The organism is Roseibium sp. MMSF_3247, from assembly GCF_030733765.1.
GTDB lineage: Bacteria > Pseudomonadota > Alphaproteobacteria > Rhizobiales > Stappiaceae > Roseibium.
Window position 1 is genome coordinate 16,924 of sequence record NZ_JASHII010000014.1, and the last position, 18,273, is coordinate 35,196.

The 18,273-nt window shown below is 57.4% G+C and carries 17 protein-coding genes and 3 pseudogenes; 8 read left to right on the forward strand and 12 right to left on the reverse strand.

Features of this window, described 5'->3' with window-relative positions:
• Positions 1–3 precede the first annotated feature (3 nt).
• The 3 genes from RBB44_RS24705 to RBB44_RS24715 are packed head-to-tail and all read right to left on the reverse strand — an operon-like array spanning position 4 to position 3,540.
• Positions 4–768 (reverse strand): hypothetical protein, encoded by a 765-nt coding sequence (locus RBB44_RS24705; RefSeq protein ID WP_306150446.1) that lies wholly within the window; start codon positions 766–768, stop codon positions 4–6.
• Positions 768–2,165 carry a dihydrolipoyl dehydrogenase gene (locus RBB44_RS24710; RefSeq protein ID WP_306150445.1) on the reverse strand — a complete coding sequence of 466 codons (1,398 nt, stop codon included), beginning with the start codon at positions 2,163–2,165 and terminating at the stop codon, positions 768–770. The genes RBB44_RS24705 and RBB44_RS24710 overlap by 1 nt, the downstream gene beginning before the upstream one ends.
• Complete coding sequence (locus tag RBB44_RS24715) at positions 2,158–3,540, reverse strand: NAD-dependent succinate-semialdehyde dehydrogenase (protein WP_306150444.1); 1,383 nt, start codon at positions 3,538–3,540, stop codon at positions 2,158–2,160. Before RBB44_RS24715 ends, RBB44_RS24710 begins: the two co-directional genes overlap by 8 nt.
• A gap of 162 nt (positions 3,541–3,702) precedes the next feature.
• Here RBB44_RS24715 and RBB44_RS24720 point away from each other — a divergent pair, with 162 nt between their 5' ends.
• Positions 3,703–3,969 carry a hypothetical protein gene (locus RBB44_RS24720; protein ID WP_306150443.1) on the forward strand — a complete coding sequence of 89 codons (267 nt, stop codon included), beginning with the start codon at positions 3,703–3,705 and terminating at the stop codon, positions 3,967–3,969.
• 34 nt (positions 3,970–4,003) lie between these two features.
• On the opposite strand, the gene RBB44_RS24725 is transcribed toward RBB44_RS24720, so the two are convergent.
• The 8 genes and pseudogenes from RBB44_RS24725 to RBB44_RS24760 form a co-directional block, all read right to left on the reverse strand.
• Entirely contained in the window at positions 4,004–4,591 is a 588-nt protein-coding gene (locus RBB44_RS24725) for a class IV adenylate cyclase (RefSeq protein WP_306150442.1), read from the reverse strand.
• A 346-nt stretch (positions 4,592–4,937) separates the two neighbouring features.
• Positions 4,938–5,111, reverse strand: a complete 174-nt coding sequence (locus RBB44_RS24730; protein ID WP_306150471.1) for a hypothetical protein — start codon at positions 5,109–5,111, stop codon at positions 4,938–4,940.
• Between the two features lie 3 nt (positions 5,112–5,114).
• A pseudogene (locus RBB44_RS24735) lies at positions 5,115–5,204 on the reverse strand (hypothetical protein); the annotation flags it as partial.
• 15 nt (positions 5,205–5,219) lie between these two features.
• Positions 5,220–5,500, reverse strand: a pseudogene (locus RBB44_RS24740) (DUF411 domain-containing protein); the annotation flags it as partial.
• A 111-nt stretch (positions 5,501–5,611) separates the two neighbouring features.
• Positions 5,612–5,896, reverse strand: coding sequence for a WGR domain-containing protein (locus RBB44_RS24745; RefSeq protein WP_306150441.1), 285 nt, complete (start codon positions 5,894–5,896; stop codon positions 5,612–5,614).
• Positions 5,897–6,105: 209 nt separating this feature from the next.
• A complete protein-coding gene (traG, locus tag RBB44_RS24750) occupies positions 6,106–7,980 on the reverse strand; it encodes a Ti-type conjugative transfer system protein TraG (protein WP_306150440.1) in 1,875 nt (624 codons plus the stop codon).
• A gap of 43 nt (positions 7,981–8,023) precedes the next feature.
• A pseudogene (locus tag RBB44_RS24755) lies at positions 8,024–8,221 on the reverse strand (conjugal transfer protein TraD); the annotation flags it as partial.
• A gap of 28 nt (positions 8,222–8,249) precedes the next feature.
• On the reverse strand, positions 8,250–8,501 hold the full coding sequence (locus tag RBB44_RS24760) for a TraC family protein (RefSeq protein ID WP_209181273.1): 252 nt from the start codon (positions 8,499–8,501) through the stop codon (positions 8,250–8,252).
• 610 nt (positions 8,502–9,111) lie between these two features.
• Here RBB44_RS24760 and traA point away from each other — a divergent pair.
• The 7 genes from traA (at position 9,112) to RBB44_RS24795 (ending at position 17,897) form a co-directional block, all read left to right on the forward strand.
• On the forward strand, positions 9,112–12,525 hold the full coding sequence (traA, locus tag RBB44_RS24765) for a Ti-type conjugative transfer relaxase TraA (RefSeq protein WP_306150439.1): 3,414 nt from the start codon (positions 9,112–9,114) through the stop codon (positions 12,523–12,525).
• 59 nt (positions 12,526–12,584) lie between these two features.
• The gene (gene traF, locus RBB44_RS24770) at positions 12,585–13,079 is read left to right on the forward strand and encodes a conjugative transfer signal peptidase TraF (RefSeq protein ID WP_306150470.1); all 495 of its coding nucleotides are present in this window, start codon (positions 12,585–12,587) and stop codon (positions 13,077–13,079) included.
• 1 nt (position 13,080) lies between these two features.
• Positions 13,081–14,253 (forward strand): conjugal transfer protein TraB, encoded by a 1,173-nt coding sequence (locus RBB44_RS24775; RefSeq protein WP_371932350.1) that lies wholly within the window; start codon positions 13,081–13,083, stop codon positions 14,251–14,253.
• Between the two features lie 285 nt (positions 14,254–14,538).
• Positions 14,539–16,119 carry a SpoIIE family protein phosphatase gene (locus tag RBB44_RS24780; RefSeq protein ID WP_306150438.1) on the forward strand — a complete coding sequence of 527 codons (1,581 nt, stop codon included), beginning with the start codon at positions 14,539–14,541 and terminating at the stop codon, positions 16,117–16,119.
• A 9-nt stretch (positions 16,120–16,128) separates the two neighbouring features.
• Entirely contained in the window at positions 16,129–16,680 is a 552-nt protein-coding gene (locus RBB44_RS24785) for a SiaB family protein kinase (RefSeq protein ID WP_306150437.1), read from the forward strand.
• Between the two features lie 18 nt (positions 16,681–16,698).
• Positions 16,699–17,097 carry a DUF1987 domain-containing protein gene (locus RBB44_RS24790; RefSeq protein WP_133950566.1) on the forward strand — a complete coding sequence of 133 codons (399 nt, stop codon included), beginning with the start codon at positions 16,699–16,701 and terminating at the stop codon, positions 17,095–17,097.
• Positions 17,094–17,897 carry a GGDEF domain-containing protein gene (locus RBB44_RS24795; RefSeq protein ID WP_306150436.1) on the forward strand — a complete coding sequence of 268 codons (804 nt, stop codon included), beginning with the start codon at positions 17,094–17,096 and terminating at the stop codon, positions 17,895–17,897. Before RBB44_RS24790 ends, RBB44_RS24795 begins: the two co-directional genes overlap by 4 nt.
• Positions 17,898–18,076: 179 nt before the next feature.
• On the opposite strand, the gene RBB44_RS24800 is transcribed toward RBB44_RS24795, so the two are convergent.
• The coding region (locus RBB44_RS24800; RefSeq protein ID WP_306150435.1) for a hypothetical protein at positions 18,077–18,273 on the reverse strand (197 nt) is incomplete at its 5' end.

Sequence of the window (18,273 nt, forward strand, 5' to 3'; positions counted from 1 at the left end):
TGTTTATCTTTCCGTTTCCGCCGCGAGCTTCGGACGTACGATTTTTACAATCTCAGACAGTGTTTCCGCGAATTCACCCTGACCAAAACGCACCATTCCGGAATGCGCTGCATAGAGCGTGCGTGTCTGCGCCCACTCCCGAGCGATCTCCTCCATCCAATCGCAGAACGCCCACCCGGAGTCAGGCCCCTCCGTAAGCGCTGTTTGCAGTGTGGGATGGAGCCGGAGGCGCCGGATCCCGGTCATCTTTTGCAGGACCTTAGGGATCGGCAGAACATTGAACGTGTCGTCGACATAGAGCGTTCCACTCTCACGATGAAAGACGAGGAGAGATCCGGCGTGGACATGGTCTTTTTCATGGATGTAGGCAATTCCACGGGGCAGGGAGAACGCCAACTCCGGAAACCGGGCTGCAACGGCATTGCTCTCAACAGGGTCGTTTTCCCAGACGACTTCCGGCACTTGTGCGTGATGGCGTGCCGATCCAAAAAAGGCCGCGCCGGGAAAATCCCGGGCCATCTGGGCACAATGCGTGGTGTGATACGGATGCACGTTCAAGACGGCTTCGACCGTTTTGCCGTTGTCGGTCCTGGCCATGATTTCCTGCCGCACCGCGCCTTTCAACGGGTAGCTGTCAAGAAACAGGTGCGTGCCCGACGGGCGCTCTATCAGGGCGCACTGCGTCCCAATGTCGACGAAGCCGCCGAGCTTGAAACTGCCGCGCACACACCAAAACCGGGGGGCTGGTTTTACAAGGGTATCCGACATCAGAAGTCTCCCGGCGCATGCGCCCGGTCCCTGTTCTCCGGTGCGGGCGTGCCGGACTGCGCGCAGATCTCGCGCAAGGCGTCTTTCAGACCTTCTTCGAGGGTCGGGTGATAGAACGGCATTCCCAGAACCTGGTGGGCCGTCAACCGGTTTTCGATTGCCCAGGCGATAAGATGCGCCAGATGCTCGCCGGCGGGCGCGCATAGATCCGCGCCCGTCAGGCAGCCCGACCCATCCGCGTGAAGTTGCACCAGGCCATGGGCCTTGTCCTCGACCCGGGCCCGGCCTTGCTCTGCATAAGACACGCTTCCTGTGAGCGTTGCGGTGTCCGGGCCGTCTCCGATCGTGGCAACCGGCGGATCGGAAAAGGTCAGTGAAAAGGCGACCATCGGGTCCGAGGCGACCACCGCGGGAAAACGGGCGGCATTCCGTCCGGCAATCGTGCCGTCCGTGGAGGCTTCATGCAGCACCGGGCGATTTCCCGTTGCATCGCCGGCCATGAAGACCGGCAGATGCCCGATCTGGAACGTGGACGGGTTCACGTCCGGACGACCTTTTTCATCCAGTCTTGCGCCGGTTGCGGGCAAATTCAGCCCGTCCAATGTCGGCGGCCGGCCGGTGGCCAGCAGGATGTAGTCAAAGGTTTTGCATCGGTTTTCCCAGTGCATCTCCACCTTGCCGTGTTGCACCTTTGGTGCCGGATCTGCATCCAGATGGACCGTCATGTCCCGTTTCAAGGCGGCCAGCAGGGCGTGTTTGACCTCCGGCGTGCGCCCAGATGACAGCACGCTGCCGCGTTCGAACAGCGCAACCTCCACACCCAGCCGGGCGAAAGCCTGAGCCAGCTCTACACCAATGGCACCGGAGCCGACGACGGCAAGCCGGTCGGGGAGGCGGGGCAGGTCGAAGACCGTCCGGTTTGTAAGCAGCCTGTCTCCCAGATCCGTGTAGGCGTCTGGCACCATGGGGTGAGACCCGGTTGCAACGACCACGGATCGTGCCGAAATCGTCCGGTCGTCGTCCAGCAGAAGACTGTTCGGACTGGTGAAGCGGGCCCTGGCCTTGATCCTGACGCTTTCTGGCAAGGCATCAATGCTGTCTTGAACGCCGTCCACGAACTGATCCCGGTAATTTTGCACGCGCGCCATCACCGCCGGGCCATCGATCTCGGGCGTTGCACGGATCCCAAAGGTTTCCGCATCACGGACGGCTTCCGCCGCCCCGGCTGCCGCAATCAGAAGCTTTGACGGCATGCACCCGACCTCCGCGCAAACGGTTCCTGCAAATTCCGGGTCGATGAGGCGGGTTTCCGCGCCTTCGTCCCGGGCGGCGCGTTCAGCGGCGAGGCCGGCGGTTCCGGCCCCGATCACGGCCACATCACACGTCAGATCAGGCATCATTTGCCGCCGGCAAGGTGATCGCCTTTGCGTTCACGAACTCCTTGATCCCGAAGCCACCATGTTCGCGCCCGTAGCCGCTGTCCTTGACGCCGCCAAAAGGCATGTCGGGCGAAGCGAGATTGAACTGGTTGATGAAGACCATTCTCGTATCGAAGTGGTCTCTTGCAATGCGCACCGCTTTGTCCTCATCGGCGCTGAAGATGCCGCCGCCAAGTCCATACCGGCTGTCGTTGGCAATCCGTAGTGCATCATCGGTGTCCTTCGCCCGGATGATCGATGCAACCGGTCCGAACAATTCATCGTCATAGGCCGGCTGACCGGGCAGGACATTCGTCAGGACCGTGGCCGGATACCATGCTCCCTTGCGGTCCGGGATTTCGCCGCCGCATTCCAGCCTTGCGCCTTTTTCGAGGCTCTCCTTGACCTGGTCATGCAATTCGTCCCGCAGACCCGCATTGGACATCGGGCCGAGGTCCGTGGTCTCGTCCTCAGGGTCGCCGACCGTCAACGCTTTCATTCCCTCGACATATTGCCGGACAAATTCGTCGTAGACGCTGTCCACGACCACAAAGCGCTTGGCATTCACACAGGTTTGTCCGTTGTTGTAGACACGGCCCTTGATTGCCGTTTTCACAGCCATTTGGAGATCGGCGTCAGCCAGAACGAGGTAGGCATCGTTCGATCCCAGCTCCAGTACTGTTTTCTTGATCGCGGCGCCGGACTTCTCACCCACGTGGCGGCCCGCACCACCGCTGCCGGTGAGTGTGACGCCCCGGACAAGGTCGTGCGCGATCAAGGTATCCGACTGATCGTGGTCAATCAGCATCACCGTAAAGAGGTTCTCCGGCAGTCCCGAGCGCTCCATGATATCCCGCAGGAGGAGGCCGGACCCTGTGCAAATCTCTGCATGTTTGAGGAGAACCCCGTTGCCGGCCATCAGGCTGGCAATGGCATAGCGGATGGCTTGATAGGCGGGAAAGTTCCAGGGCTGGATCCCGTAAATGACGCCGAGCGGCGCATAACTCACGATGCCGCGGCGCCCGTCAACGAGGGTCTTGGTGTCATCGGCGAGCGCGTCCGGGCCGGTCTTCGCCGTCCAGCGGCAGATTGCGGCGCAAAGCTCCACCTCCTGACGGCTGTCGGACAACAGCTTGCCGGTTTCAGTGGTCATTAACCGGGCGAGGTCTTCGGCTTCCGTCTCCAGACCGTCCGCGATCGAATTGATGATTGCCGCGCGGTCTTCAAGCGAGACATGGCGCCAGCGTTCGAAGGCCGCGTGACAGGCCTCAAGGACCTCCAGCATCCGGGCATCACTAATGGTTTCGTAAGACGCGACCGGTTCGCCCGTCGCCGGGTTGACTGTTTTCAACATGGCTTTCCCTGTTTTCGGTTTATGCGGCCAGCCGGGGCATGAGCCGTGGGACCATCGCCCGGGTACGGCAGGTTTCTTGCGGGGCCGCATCTGCCTGCCGTCCGGCGTGGTCCGTATTCAACACTCCAGCCGGCTTCTAGTTCCCAACGGCCAGGAGGCTGGTTGGTTCCCCAAATCTCAAAATCGGCGGGGCGGCGGACTGGACAAGACCATGGGCGCGGCGGTGCCCCTGGCGAGGCGGCGGAGGGGTGCGCCTTTCAAGCGGCACAGGCGGCCTTGCGCGCCGGAGGTGGCGCAGAAATCCCAGGGTATGGGGCGCGAGAAACGGTCCGGTGCGGTTTCAAACCGGTTCACCGGGATCCGGTGACGGTGGCGCCAGAGACCGGGATTGCTGTGGTCTCCTTGCAGTATCTGGAAATTGGAGCGTAGGAAAAGGGGACTGAGTGGGATTGCCCGGGACGGCCTATCCGAACAGCAATTGCCGGTAGGACCCGGTTTCTTCCTGATGATGGGTGAGGTCGAGGTCGTCGACCACGTCTTGAATACCGAGCCGCAAGCCGGGCAGCTGGTTTTCATCGTCCGTCATGGCAGCGACTTCAACGAAAGACCCAAGACCGTCGACAACATCCAGTGTCACGTGAAAATCGCCAAGGAAGTAGATGTCGCGTTTCTTGCTGATTTTCCATTTTTCTTCAAACCCGAGGGACTTGAGCATCGATCGCGCCTTGCCGATGCCCGGGAGGTCCATCGCCACACATTCGTCCTTTTTCGGGCCCTTGGAAATCCAAAGCACGCGCCCGGACGGTTGCATGTGCCTGAGCGTGTGGACCTGATTGTTCCTCTCCAGCCGACTGTCAGACAGGTCGAGGAAGATATCGACTTCGGCATTTCCAAGGGTGAAAGCCACTGCGTTCCGCATCTCCAGCTCTTGCCGCACGGCTTCGAGATCCGCTACGCGAAATTTTCGCTCCACCTCGAAGCGCCCGACAAAATGGGTGCCCGGATCGGCAAGCATCCCCTTGGTCTCAAGATCGCGGGTTTCCTGAGGCATGGCTTGCTCCTTTCGTGCGGTGACCGGGCTCCGGTTTTTTTGCACCGGTGGGGTTCCAGCAGCAACTTTGCCCGGTAATTTTCCACCGGTAGATTTGCGCCGGCTGCCTTGCGCAGGCGCTTTTGCCCAATCGCTTTTGCCCAATCCCTTTTGCCCAGGTGCCTATGCACGGGCAGTTTCGCAGTGGCTACCAGTGTCTCTTGCGATATCGGTTCTGGTGCTTCCGGCGACCGGGGTACCGGGTGTGGAATTATCATCCAGCCGGCTAGCCGTGTGGTTCGGCCTGTTCGGGAGGTGAACCGGTTCTGCAAAAAGAACGGAGACGCAGGGCTGCGACGCACAGGTGCTATCCGATCTCCACGAAAAAAGTGTCGGAGCGTTCCAGTTTCCAGCCAAGTATGTTTTGAACGTTGTCTGCCTCAGCCTGAGACGCGGTGAACAAGTGCGTGCCGGTTTCTTCATTATAGAGCCGGAACACGCCCTGGTCGTTGCTGCCAGTCTCTTGCGTATATACGTACATGGCAACACCCTCATATGAGAACTGCAGAAAGCTGGCCTCGACATAGGCTTTTTCTTCTTCCGAGGTCGTGAAGAAATGCGCATCCGTCACAGTGTTGTCGAACCGGCTTCATGAAGCGGCCGCATAGGATGAGAAGACCTCAAACGATCCATTCCGGAAACCAAAAGGACGTCGTAGGCTTCCCGTTCTGTCTCTGGTCCCATTCCCGGAGATCCGTAGGGCATGCCAGGGACAGACAGGCCGACAGCATCCGGGCGGTCCGCTATCAGGCGCCGTACGTCGCGGGCCGGTACGTGGCCTTCAACAACGTACCCATCGATGAGCGCGGTGTGACAGCTCGCAAGTTGGGTTTGAATTCCGCGTGTGACCTTTTCCCTTGCCAGAAGGCCCGGCGGATGTCCTTCACAGTGCGATCAGCTGCATCCCGATGACGCTCGCTCTTCTGTCTCATGCTTCACTCCTGATCAGTGAAGATGAGCCAAAACCTCTCCCTTAAGCAATCAGCTTATCCGGACCCATAGGCGCTGACGGGGAACACTATTATCATCTAGATACCCCCGCCGCTTTTTGGTCCGCTCGATCCGCACCAGGGCTTGGGCGGCATTGTCCGGGCAGTCGAAAGTTTCCATCATGGTCTGTCCGCGGGTTCCGATACGCCCCCAGTTGCGAATGAGCGACGCGCCGCCAAAGAGCGTTGGCTGAACGGTGAGGCAATAGAACCGCCGCATGTTTTGGGTCTGGTCAATACGGCGAAGATGGACCGGTCTGCTTTGTTGTGCCTGCATGGCAATATTCTCGCTGCCGAGGCAGACCCTGTCCAATGAGTATTGTGAATCGATGCGTCCCAACCGATTCACGCTCCTCATCTTTTCTTTCTCTTCGACAGCCAAGAGTTCCCGAGTTCATTTAGCGCGGCAGGCTTCTTTTGTGCCGAAACCTGGCAAAGCCTGATCGGATCAGCCATCTGCCCCGGCTGGGTCCGACCGCCAAACTCCTACCGTCTCCCTTTTCCAAACCGTGACTTTTCCACTTTTTCAGTCATCTCCTTCCTTCGAAAGTACATGGCCCTCCCGCATCGCAGGGGTTTGTTGCCACTGGTAAAGATGATCTGCTCATCGGACCGCATTTGGAGAACTTCATGGGGCTGAATAAGAGGGCGCTGGGAGAGCTGCTTGGAGCGGTTCCGGGAGATTTGCCCGCTACGTGAGGAGCGGCTGACCTGTTCGACCTCGATTGTCGTCAGGCCGCAGCGCTCGGAAATATACCGGGCTGTGTCCGGATCGTTGATCGCCGCGAAAGACACCCACGAGGCGGATTCAAACCATTTTGATGTGGCATCGCGGCCGCCGAATGCCTCCCGCATTTGTCCAAGCGATTGGAACAGCATGAGGAGCGTGATGCCATATTTGCGGCCGGCATCGCGTGCCGTCTCCAAGATGCGCATATAGCCAAGACGTGCGGCTTCATCGAGCAGGAAGAGAATCGGGCCTTCGGTCGCGCCATCGCGGTTGTAGACCGCTTTTAGGAATGCACCGATGATGACCCGGGCCATGCCGGGATGATTTTCCAAGGTGGACAGATCAATGTTCAGAAAGAGCGTTGTGCGGCCGTTGGCAATGATGTCGGTTTTGAAGGTGTTGCCGGAGACGAGCGCGGCATAGGTGTCATAGGAGAGCCAATGGGTCTCTTTTGCGGCGGTCGCATAGACACCGGAAAAGGTTTGCGGCGTCATGTTGATGAAGGGTCCAACGAGTTCCTTGACGAATTCGTTTGGCGCTGTGTCGTGAATGTCAGCCAGGAACTCTTTGAGGCTTTCTTCGGGTTTGGTGAGAATGCTGCGCACGGTCCGCAGCGATCGCTTTCCGGCAGTATTGGCCAAATCGGAAAAGACTACATGGGCGATCACGCTGGTAATCAGCTGTTCGGCGTTGGTGCGGAAGAAGTCGTCGGCTCCGGAGGCGATCCGCGGCTTTTCTGACATCAGCCAGGCGGCAACTGTTGCCATGTCCTCTTCGATGGAGGATCCAAACTGACCGATCCAGTCAAGAACATTAAACCCCACTTCCGGTTTTTTAGGATCAAGAGAAATGACCTTCTGGCCCATCGCGTTGCGGCTGCTTGCGACCATCGGTGCGATCTCGGTTGAGGGATCGAGAACGATCATTGACCCTGGATAGTGGAGACAGGTGGGAATGACGACGGATGTTGTCTTGTATCCGCCTGAGCCGGCAAAGACGATGCCGTGGGTCGATCCAAAGCCTTGATCAAACGCGAGGAGGGGCGCCTTGCCGCCCTTGCCCCATGTCTCTGGAAGACGTGGATCGAAATTGATTTTTGAGACGCTGTCCTGATCGACGCGATAACGTTCGCCGATGACGATACCGCCGTCTTCGGGAAACACCTTCGCAGCGGTTCGAGTGTCCATCCAATCGCTGTCGCCGTGAATGCTTCTGCGCCCGGAGACGCGTTTTGGCTGGGTGTCACCAAAGGCCCTGTTGCCTTTGATGCCAACCTTCAAACCGAACAGACCGACAAAGAGCGCTCCAACTGCGCTACTGATCGAATAGAGATCGGCAAACTGCAGAACCGACCCAAATTGGATTTGTCCTACGAGACCCTTGAGCCGCATCGCTTCTTGGACTGCGGCCAAAGCAAAGACTATTAGGCCCCCACAAAAAACGCCGAAGCCAGCCCATTTGATGTCGAGACTGCCGCGTACCGAGAAGAGAACGATGAGGCCTAAGCCTGCAGAGATGAGACAGGGCAGGGTGAGTCCGATCCGGCCGAGCAACAAATAGGCCTTCTGCGTCGTCGCGAACGAGGCGAGGCTATTCTCAATCCCGGTAAGACCCCAGAACGCCGTGAGCATTATGGTGATCGGGATTAGGACTAGCAGCGCCCTTTTGAGTGTACTCTTCAAATGCGGCCTTTCCGATCGCGCGCCATCGGTCGCGCTCATTTTTGTCGCCAAGGCGTTCCGAAGCATCCATGAGAATGCCGAGAAGGACGGCCTTGTCTGTCTCGCGCAAGCCCGCTTTGACGATGAGGCCACCAAGCTGGATCTTCTCGCGGGTGTTTTTTTTGCGGGAGAGCAATCGCGTTCGCCTTATCCGATTCTCAAAAGTACTGAATTGCCCTTCAAGTCTGCGGAGTTGCAGGGTGAGCTTGTGCAGCGGCCGGCTTTTGAAATCGGGCGGCAATCTCACTCAAGGCTTTGGTTAGGTCTGCTTCATCAATGTCGAGTTCGGCAAGACCGCTGTCCATGACGAGTTTTGCAACGCGCTCGGACTGCTTTTTGAGAACCTGTCTTTTCTTTTGCTGGAGCTTGGCGATCTGTGCTTCGATGTCATCGATCTGCTCGGAAGCGGATTTCGACGGGCGCGGTGCCATAAGACTATCCTTGAAATTGAGATGGGTTGTTTAAAGTTGTGGGGCTCGCTCATAGCGTGTTGTGCGCCGCAAGTCGAGTTCGGTTGCAAAACTTGCAGTTGATACAACCAACCGGGCCTTCACTGACGGAAGTGCAGCGCCCTCTCGACCAACAGAAGCCTTCGTTGAAGATCCGGTTTTCCAGCCCGTAAGGGCCGCAGTCCGGTTTTTTAGGAAAACCGGACGGAGCGGGCGAAGGCTTGAACGCGCTCATTATCAAGCGCTGAAGAGAAAGCCGCAGCCTGTGGTAAACCGGGTCTGGGCGGTGGAGGACTTGCCACATCGCCCGGACAGCAGGCCGGCAAAGAAGAGGCTTTTTTGCTGAAGCCAGGATGGTGCTTCTGGCGTCCTATCGCCGGTAGCGGCGATAGCTCTCAAGCGGAAACGATTTTTAATCGTTGTGTGCAGAGCGCACTTATAGGATTGCAAATACAATCCTGTGCAGGTACCCATCAGTTGCTGCAACCCAATTGCGTTGAGCTCGTTCCCTGGCCGTTCTGGCGCCTTGTCTTCCCGCTCTGTTCTTTGTTCGTCTCTTTAAGCCCCTTCACACCCGGACTCCCCGCTCTTTATGGCCATCTACCATTTCCATGCCCAGGTGATCTCCAGGAGTGAGGGCCGGTCGAGTGTTGCTGCGGCCGCTTACCGGCACCGCGCGCAAATGACCGTGTCGAACGACAGCGATCACAGGAGCTTTGATTATGTCCATAAGGACGGGGATCTGGTTCATGAGGAACTGGCTCTGCCCGATCAGACACCGGACTGGTTCCGGACGCTGATTGATGGGCGCAGCAGTGCAGGTGCCAGCGAAGCGCTCTGGAATGCGGTCGAGGCGCATGAGAGCCGTGTCAACGCGCAGCTTGCCCGGGAGATTGTGCTGGCATTGCCGGTGGAACTCAGCCGGGAAGAGAACATTGCCCTGGTGCAGGGCTATGTGCGTGAGGCTTTTACCGCACGGGGGATGGTTGCGGACTGGGTCTATCACGATAAGCACAACAATCCGCATGTCCATGTCATGCTGACGATGGCACCGCTCACCGAGCAAGGCTTCGGGTCGAAGTGGGAACCGCTTCTCGATGAGAAGGGCGAGCCGGTTCGCAAAGGCGGTCAGAAGAATGGAAAGCTTCAGTATCGGGCCTGGGCAGGCGACAAGGAAACGCTGAAGGTGTGGCGTGCGCTTTGGGCTTCCCATGCAAACAAGAGCCTGGAGCTTGCTGGGCATCAGGCGCGGATTGATCATCGCAGTTACGAGGCGCAAGGGATTGACCTGCAGCCGACCTCGAAGATCGGTGTGCAGGCGCGCAATATTCTGACCCAAGCACAAGCGCAAGGACGTGATGCGGGTTTGGAACGCTCGGCCTGGCATGCGCAAAGCCAGCTGGAGAATGTGAGGCGGATCACGCGCCGCCCGGAAATCGTCCTTGATGCCATCACGCGCGAGAAGAGCGTTTTTGAGATCCAAGACATCGCGAAATACCTTCACCGCTACGTGGACGATCCAAACAGATTCCAGGATCTGCTTGCGCGTGTTTTGGCCTCTCCGGACGTTGTGACGCTTGCCGTGGAAACGGTTGATCCGGAAACGGGGGACTTGATACCGGCGAAGTTCACCACCCGGGAGATGGTGCGCCTTGAAGCGGAGATGGCTCGGCGGGCCGATCATCTTGTCTCTGTCTCCTCCCATGGCGTTGATCAAGATCTGCGTGCGCGCGTTCTGACAAAAACCCAAAAGCTCTCTGATGAGCAGCGTGTTGCGATTGAGCGCATTACGGGTGAGGGGCGTATGGCGTCGGTCGTCGGCCGGGCTGGGGCCGGCAAGACGACGATGATGAAAGCAGCGCGTGAGGTCTGGGAGGCAAACGGCTATCAGGTTTTTGGTGCCGCACTTGCAGGAAAAGCTGCGGAAGGGTTGGAAAAGGAAGCCGGGATTGCCTCCCGCACCCTGGCATCCTGGCAATTGTCTTGGGGGCGGGGCGAGGATCTTCTGGGCAAAAACACCGTCTTCGTGATTGATGAAGCCGGCATGGTCGACAGCCGTCAGATGAGCGTCTTTGTCGAGACGGTCGCCAAGTCAGGTGGAAAGCTTGTGTTGATCGGCGACGCAGACCAGCTTCAGCCGATTGAAGCCGGTGCTGCCTTCCGCTCTTTAAGCGATCGGACCGGATATGCGGAACTTGGCACGATCTATCGCCAGCGCGCTGAGTGGATGCGCGATGCGTCCATGGATCTTGCGCGGGGCAATGTCGGCAAAGCCCTCGATGCCTATGACGCAAATGGCCATGTCGTCAGCTTGCCACTTAAGGATCAGGTCTTTGGGGCTATGATTGATGACTGGTCCCGGGATTATGATCCGTCAAAGTCGATGTTGATGCTGGCGCATTTGCGCAAAGATGTGCATCGGCTCAACCGGATGGCGCGGGATGTTCTCATTGAGCGTGGTGTGATCGAACAGGGCAAAAAATTCCGCACCGAAGAAGGGGATCGGTTCTTTGCCGCTGGTGATCAGATCGTGTTCCTGAGAAACGATCGTGATCTCAACGTGAAGAATGGCATGATTGGGCGTGTGGTTGAGGCGGGCGAGGGGCGCTTCATCGCTGAGGTTGGAGACTCCGACCAGATCCGGCGCGTCGAGGTCAACCAGAAGACCTACCGCAATGTCGATTATGGTTACGCAACAACGATCCATAAATCTCAAGGGGCGACTGTTGATCAGGTGAAAGTGCTGGCAACGCTGTCCTTGGACCGGCATCTGACCTATGTGGCGATGACCCGGCACCGGGAGGACGTGAAGCTCTATCACGGGGCATTGTCCTTCGCGAAGAATGGCGGATTAACAGAAGTCCTCTCCAAGACAGGCGCGAAAGACACCACGCTCGATTATGCAGGCTCGGACCTCTATGCCCAAGCGCTCAGCTATGCGGGAAGCCGGGGGCTCTATGGGCTGCGGGTTGCCAAGGCCATGGTGCAGAACCAGCGCCGCTGGCTTGCTGAGCAAAGGGCAAAGCTGACCCGTCTAAGCACCCGACTTTTGTCCTTCGGGGAAAAGCTGGGGATTGGTTTGACCGGCCTTGAGCGCGGTCTTGCTGGGCAAACGAATACCATCCAAACAAGCGTGCGCGAACAAAGCCCCTTACCACAGCCCTGGATTGCGGGTGTAAAGGACTGGGCCCTATCCATTCACGACGCTGTGGAGGCCAAGGTGCATTCGGATGCAACGTTGACAGCTCACTTTGTAGAAATCCAGAACCGCGCCCGGTTTGTGTTCGAGCGGCCGGAAGAGGCTGTGAAAGCAATGCGCATTGAGGAGATTGTGAAGCAGGACGGCGAAGCGCAAATCGAAGAGGGCAACAAGCTTGCAGAAGATCTGGCGACTGCGCCGGAGCGGTTTGGTGTGCTGCGCGGCAAGACCGGCATGCTGGTGGGCAGATCAGCCCGTGAAACCCGCGAGCAGGCATTGAACAACGTTCCGCAGCTTTGTGATGATGTGAAAACCTATCTTCGTCTCAGGGCCGAGATCGTAACTTCAAGCACCGTGGAACTGGAGCGCGAACGCGATCTGTCGCGTGTTGACATTCCGGCGCTGTCACCAAACGCCGAAGAAACCCTGTCGCAGATCCGCAATGCCATAGACCAAAACGATCTGAAGAGCGGCCTGTCGTTCCTTTTGGCGGACAAACAGGTCGCGGCAGAACTCGGCGACATTGCCGCAAAGTTGAACCAACGGTTTGGAGAGCAGGCGTTCATGAGCGCTGGCAAGCCGGAGGGAGTTGCCTTTGAGAAGGCAGCGGCCCGGGTTGCAGATGGCGACCGGACCAAGCTTATTGATGCCTGGCCGATGTTTAATGCCATTCAGAAGATCGATGCCGTAAATCGAGCAAAACACCGGTCTGAGGAGAAAGCCCGGACACAGACCCTGGCTCAGACTCAGGCCCAGGCCCAGGCCCGAAAAAAAGATCATTCCAAAGATCAGGGCCTGACCCGGTGATAAGTGAGGCGAGGTGGAAGGGCCGGCGAGGGGCTCTGCTGATCCTGTCGTTTGCCGGCATGGTAATTGGCGGCATTGCCACAGCCGGTATCTTTGGCGGCTACCGGATCAACACCACACCCAGTGTTCCGCTTGGACTTTGGCGGATCGAGGCATTGCCGCGCGAAGTGCGCGTGGGCGACACCGTGTTTATCTGTCCGCCGTCAGATGCCCCAGAAATCAAACTGGCGCGCGACCGGCTCTACCTTCCCGCAGGTCTCTGCAAGGGCGGGATGGCACCGCTCATCAAAACCGTCGTCGCTCTGCCCGGGCAAACCATCGCGATCGAGGGGGGCCAGGTGGTGATTGATGGCGTAAGACTCACACAGTCCACCATCCAAACAACAGACGGGCAGGGGCGCACCTTGACCGCCCATGCCGGGGGCGCCGTTCCCGCCGGAGCACTCTTTGTTCATTCCGATTATGTGGCTTCTTTTGATTCAAGATATTTTGGACCCATCCCGGCGCGCGGCATTCTCGGCCTGGCGCGAGAAGTGTTCACCTTCCAAGCTTAAAATTGCGCGCAGTCTCATTTGTATTCTCGGGGGAATAGCGACCGGGACCATCGGTTGGTCCGGGTTTGTTCTCCTTTTGCCGGTCGGAATGCTGTTCCCGGCTTTCTGGGCATATGCGCCATCCAGAAAAGTTGCCGCCCTGGTGGCAGCTGGCCATTTTTTGGGAGCATCACGGGGCTTGCCGGAAGGCGCCAGTCTCTTCTTCGGATCTCAATATGCCATTGGCCTTGGGCTTTGGGTTGCGGCATCGCTTGTCTTTGTTGCCGTTCATTCGGTGCTATGGACCCAAAAGTTGGGGTGGGCGCGCGCGCTGCGCTATTTTTTTGCAACGGTTCTGATGAGCCTGCCGCCCTTTGGCATCATGGGCTGGGCCAGTCCGATCACAGCAGCTGGCGTGCTCTTTCCAGGATGGGGTTGGTTCGGGCTGGCAGCAACCGCGATCCTGTTGCTTGCCATGACGACAAGCCTTTGGCGGATCGCGGGTCCCGTCATCGCGGGGTTTGCTGCCTGGTCCGCGGCAGTGTGGACCGAGCCGGAAGTCATTGAGGGCTGGACCGGCATCAACACGACGTTCCGCTATGAAGAGGCCGGACAGCATGCCGGGTATGCACAGCAGCTGGAGACCATTGCCCTGGTTCGCAAAGCGGCCGGGAAAGGTGCGGACGTCGTCGTCCTGCCAGAGAGTGCCTTGGGATTATGGACCGCGACCACCGAGAGGCTTTGGACGGACGCCTTGTCCAATTTACCGGTGACCGTGATTGGGGGCGCCACAATCATCCAACGAAACGGCTATGACACGGTGATGGTGGAGATCTCCGGGAACGGATCGCGAGTTCTCTACCGCGAGCGCATGCCGGTGCCGGTCTCGATGTGGCAGCCTTGGCGGCAGCTCACGGGCGATGGCGGTGGTGCAAATGCTTACTTCTTTGACAATCCCGTCGCGCTGGTTGCTGGGACACGGGTTGCGCCGCTGATTTGTTATGAACAGCTCATCATTTGGCCGGTTCTGCAATCCATGGCCATGGGGTCAGAGGTTATCGTCGCGGTCAGCAACGGATGGTGGACTGGAGGCAGCAACATCACGGATATACAGCGCGCTAGCGTGACTTCATGGGCGAAGCTGTTCGGTGTGCCGCTCGTCATGGCGGTCAATGAGCGATGGCAGGGTGAATGATATGATCCAACAGTTGAATGAAAGACCAGAACACCAGCATTCAAAGGCAAAGCCCTCAGACCCCAGTTCGATCATTGATATTTGTATTGTCACGGAACACCCTGTTCCGTCGTGGCACGTCTCCTTCGGATCTTCGCCGTTCTATCAGATCTCATCGTATGAATGCACAAACCCAACGTAAATCCGTTTCGACAAGATAATTTAACATGAAATAGGTATCCTATTAACAAAGCTCCCCTACGTTAGGAATGCTGGTGTTTGTTTCATGGGTACGGTTGGATGCGTATGTTTCATCTATTTAAGAAAATAAGCGATCGCCCGACAATCTCTTATTGCGTTGGCTTGGGTCTCATTGCTTTCGCCGTGACTGCTATCTGGGTTGCGGATACAAGATTTCTGGCTGACCAGCATCGCATCGGTGCCGAAGTGAACCTGGCAGGCCGGCAGCGTATGCTCAGCCAGCGCATCGCGATGGTCGCTCAAGATATGAGCCGGTTCGAACGGGTGAACGGTGCCAGTCCGAACTTCATGCTGTTGGGCTGCGCCGACCAGATGATGCGCGCGCATACCGCGCTACTTTCAACTGATATCGACCGGATCAACAAGGCACTTGGCGAGGGCATCAGCTGCCATGTTGGTGCTGCTGAAGATGTTCCAACAGGCGATCTCTCGCCGGCTCTCCAGGGCGCGTTTTTTGGCGGCAATTATCCGCTTGATCCCTTGCTGCGGGACTTCATCAACCGGGCCGTCTCTGTTGCACAATCAGAACCGCCCCGGCAAGAGGACATCGATGCCATCGTGCGTATGGCCAATCTGGAACTGCCGGTGAAACTGAACACACTTGTCCGCGTGTTTCAGGATGAGGGAGAGGCGTCCCTTCATTCGCTGGATCGCTTCATCACGACAATGTGGGCCCTGACACTGCTTCTGATCCTTTTGGAGATTGTCTTCATCTTCCAACCGATGGCCCGCAAAATTCGTGAAACGATGGCGCAACTTCATAAGACGTTGGGTATCTCGGAAAAGCGCGGGATCGAGCTGAAAGAGGCCAATGAGCAGCTTCTGGAAAGCATCCACTACGCGCGCAAGATCCAACAAGGTGTGCTTGCCGATGTCACGGATATGCGCACATCGGTCAAGGATGCCGCGATGCTGTGGGAGCCTCTGCAGGTCGTCAGCGGCGACTTCGTCTGGTCTTCAGAAGTCGATGGCAAGACCGTGTTTTTCGTTGCCGACTGTACCGGGCACGGTGTTCCCGGCGCGCTTTTGACCATGGTTGTCTCTTCTGAGCTGAAAAAACTTCTGGACCTTGGAGAACTCGCAGACCCTGAGCGATTGATGCTGGATCTCGATCGGGGTGTCCGTCAACGCCTTGGTCAAGATCGGCCTTCGGATGCGGGGAACGATAACCAGACGTCCGATGATGGCTTTGAAGCCGCCTTGGCAATCTATGACCCCGCCAAAAACACCCTCACCTTCGTCGGGGCTGGCATTCCGCTCTACGTCCAATCCTCGGACGGCATCAAGCGGATCCCGGCCGACCGGCACCGTCTCGGTTATCGCAGCCTCCGGCGTCCGGAAAGCTTCAAGGTGCATCATTTGGACGTCGAAGAAGACGAAACCTTCTATCTGGCGACGGACGGAGCAACCGATCACATTGGCGGCGAACGCAAACGCGCCTTTGGCCGGAAACGCTTGTTCGAGGTCTTGGAGGCTAATGCCTACGCAGACCTCGAAACCCAACTCTCAAAGCTTAAATCTGTCCTGGAAGACTATCGCGGCTCAGAGCCTGCACGGGACGACTACACGGTTCTGGCGGTGACGCCACGTTCAAACAATCCAGCGCACAAGCAGGCAGCTGAGTAGGAGGCCGAAGTGCTCGCAAACGACATGTATTCATTCAAACAGGAACTCAGCGACCGGAAAATGCTGTTTGCATACTCGGGTTATCTTTCGGAGCATCTTCTTGAATCGCTCGGCAATTCCGTCAAGCAGCAAATGGAGTTGAAGAACGCCGAAAGTAAAGTGGCCAAACGGGTCTTTTCTGTCTTTGTGGAGCAGGTCCAAAACATCATTCGGTATTCTGATGAGCAGGAATTCCTCTCAGAAACCAAGGCCGACCGTCTTTCCGGCGGCGTCGTTGCCTTCGGCCATGAACATGAGCGGTTCTTCGTGATTTGCGGCAACCCGGTGCCCGGCTCCGAGGCCGACCAATTGCGGATCCGTCTTGAAGAAATTGCCAGCATGGACGAAGTGACTTTGCGCAAGCATTATCGAACAAAGTTGCGCGAAGAGCCGGAAGAGCAAAGCGAAGGCGGGTCTATCGGCCTTCTGGAGATCGCACGGCGGGCCACCCAGCCGCTGGAATTCGATTTCCATGAAATCGAAGGCAATCGCAAATTCTTCGTGCTCAAAGCATTCATCTAAAGAGAGAACGAGAACAAAATGACAGATACGTCTCTTAAGATCGAAGCAACCTCCCGCTCTCCGGAAGTGCATTTGGATGCTGCAAACGGCACGCTGTCCATGTCCGGTGAAAGCTACCCGGAAGATGCAAGCGCTTTCTTCGGCCCGGTGTTCCAGGCCGTTGCCGAACACGTAGCCGCCTCTGAAGGACAAGCGCTGACGGTCGACATGCGGTTCATCTATTTCAATTCTTCAAGCGCCAAAGCCATCATGAACCTCTTTCAGATGCTGGAAGAGGCTGCTGAAGACGGCAAGACCATCACCATCAACTGGTACTTTGATCCAGAAGACGACATGATGGAGGAGATGGGCGAGGACTTTGCAGAAGACTTCGAACATGCCACATTCAACTTGAAGCCGGAAACAGAGGACGCATGACCGATACCTCCAAAAAGGCCGAGACAGATTTCACGCTCTTCGACAGCGAAGACCGCGTGCTGGAACATGCCAGCACGATCCTTGACGGCCTGGAGGAAACGACTGACCTCATAAAAACGCTCACGACGGCTTACAAACGGGCAGTCAAGGACCAGAAGCGGATGGTGCGCCTTTGCGACCGGATGCAAGAGGAGCTGATCGCGGTCAAGGAACGCTTGGAAGGTGAAGTCAAAGCCCGCGCGGAACTCGCCGAGCAATTCCGCATGCAGGCGATTACGGACGGCCTCACGCAGGTTTTCAATCGCGGCCATTTTCTGGAACTCTGCAATCACGAACTTAAAGCGCGCAGCCGGACAGAAGCACCGCTAAGTGTTGCGCTCTTGGATATTGATCATTTCAAGTCCATCAACGACACCTACGGGCATGCCGCCGGTGACGAAGCGCTGCGGGTTGTCGCGCGTACTCTTGAAAACAGTCTCCACCAAAGCGACGTCGTGTGCCGGTGGGGCGGCGAAGAATTCAGTCTTCTGATGCCGCGAACAAATTCTGAAAATGCCTCGGGTTTGGCAGACGGTCTTCGCAAAACACTCTCTGAGATAGTTATCAAAGAAGGTGGCACGAACTTCTCTTTGACCGCGAGTTTTGGGGTAGCCACCATGGTGGGGCCCAATCCAGCATGCAAGGCGACCGGCGCTGACGCCATTGATCTGTTGTTCAAAGATGCAGATGACGCGCTCTATGAAGCCAAAGGCGCGGGCCGGAACAAGGTCATGACCGCGGAGGCGCGTGTTTTAGCATAAGTCGTCCTATGGGATCTCACCATTCGCCAAATGCTTCTTTTGAGCCAGTTCGACGTGTTGAGGGAGGTCACACGTTCGGCCCGGGGCTGCGCTACCTCAGCAGCCGTTATTTTTTCGGGGGACATTGCCGTAATTTTTAAGCGTGCAAATTCCTTCTTGGTATTGGTCTTGCTTTTTTTCTAAGTATCGTCTTCGTGAACGATCTCTGTTTTGAACCGCGGGCGCCGGATATGAAAATCGTTCAGACTGAAGTCACCGACAATGTCACTTACGAACAAGGCTGAATGCTCCAAGGACAACTGTACGACGATGACAGTGTCGCCTTCTGCGAGGGTCGGAAAATCAAACTGGGCTAAATCATCATCTTCCAGAAGCG

Excerpts from the sequence above, each read along its gene's own strand:
- RBB44_RS24780 (WP_306150438.1), top strand. The coding sequence starts at position 14,539 with ATGTTTCATCTATTTAAGAAAATAAGCGATCGCCCGACAATCTCTTAT.
- traG (WP_306150440.1), bottom strand. The coding sequence starts at position 7,980 with ATGCTCACGGCGTTCTGGGGTCTTACCGGGATTGAGAATAGCCTCGCC.
- RBB44_RS24745 (WP_306150441.1), bottom strand. The coding sequence starts at position 5,896 with ATGCAGGCACAACAAAGCAGACCGGTCCATCTTCGCCGTATTGACCAG.
- RBB44_RS24730 (WP_306150471.1), bottom strand. The coding sequence starts at position 5,111 with ATGTACGTATATACGCAAGAGACTGGCAGCAACGACCAGGGCGTGTTC.
- RBB44_RS24790 (WP_133950566.1), top strand. The coding sequence starts at position 16,699 with ATGACAGATACGTCTCTTAAGATCGAAGCAACCTCCCGCTCTCCGGAA.
- RBB44_RS24795 (WP_306150436.1), top strand. The coding sequence starts at position 17,094 with ATGACCGATACCTCCAAAAAGGCCGAGACAGATTTCACGCTCTTCGAC.
- RBB44_RS24715 (WP_306150444.1), bottom strand. The coding sequence starts at position 3,540 with ATGTTGAAAACAGTCAACCCGGCGACGGGCGAACCGGTCGCGTCTTAC.
- traF (WP_306150470.1), top strand. The coding sequence starts at position 12,585 with ATGGTAATTGGCGGCATTGCCACAGCCGGTATCTTTGGCGGCTACCGG.
- RBB44_RS24705 (WP_306150446.1), bottom strand. The coding sequence starts at position 768 with ATGTCGGATACCCTTGTAAAACCAGCCCCCCGGTTTTGGTGTGTGCGC.
- RBB44_RS24760 (WP_209181273.1), bottom strand. The coding sequence starts at position 8,501 with ATGGCACCGCGCCCGTCGAAATCCGCTTCCGAGCAGATCGATGACATC.
- RBB44_RS24725 (WP_306150442.1), bottom strand. The coding sequence starts at position 4,591 with ATGCCTCAGGAAACCCGCGATCTTGAGACCAAGGGGATGCTTGCCGAT.
- RBB44_RS24710 (WP_306150445.1), bottom strand. The coding sequence starts at position 2,165 with ATGCCTGATCTGACGTGTGATGTGGCCGTGATCGGGGCCGGAACCGCC.
- traA (WP_306150439.1), top strand. The coding sequence starts at position 9,112 with ATGGCCATCTACCATTTCCATGCCCAGGTGATCTCCAGGAGTGAGGGC.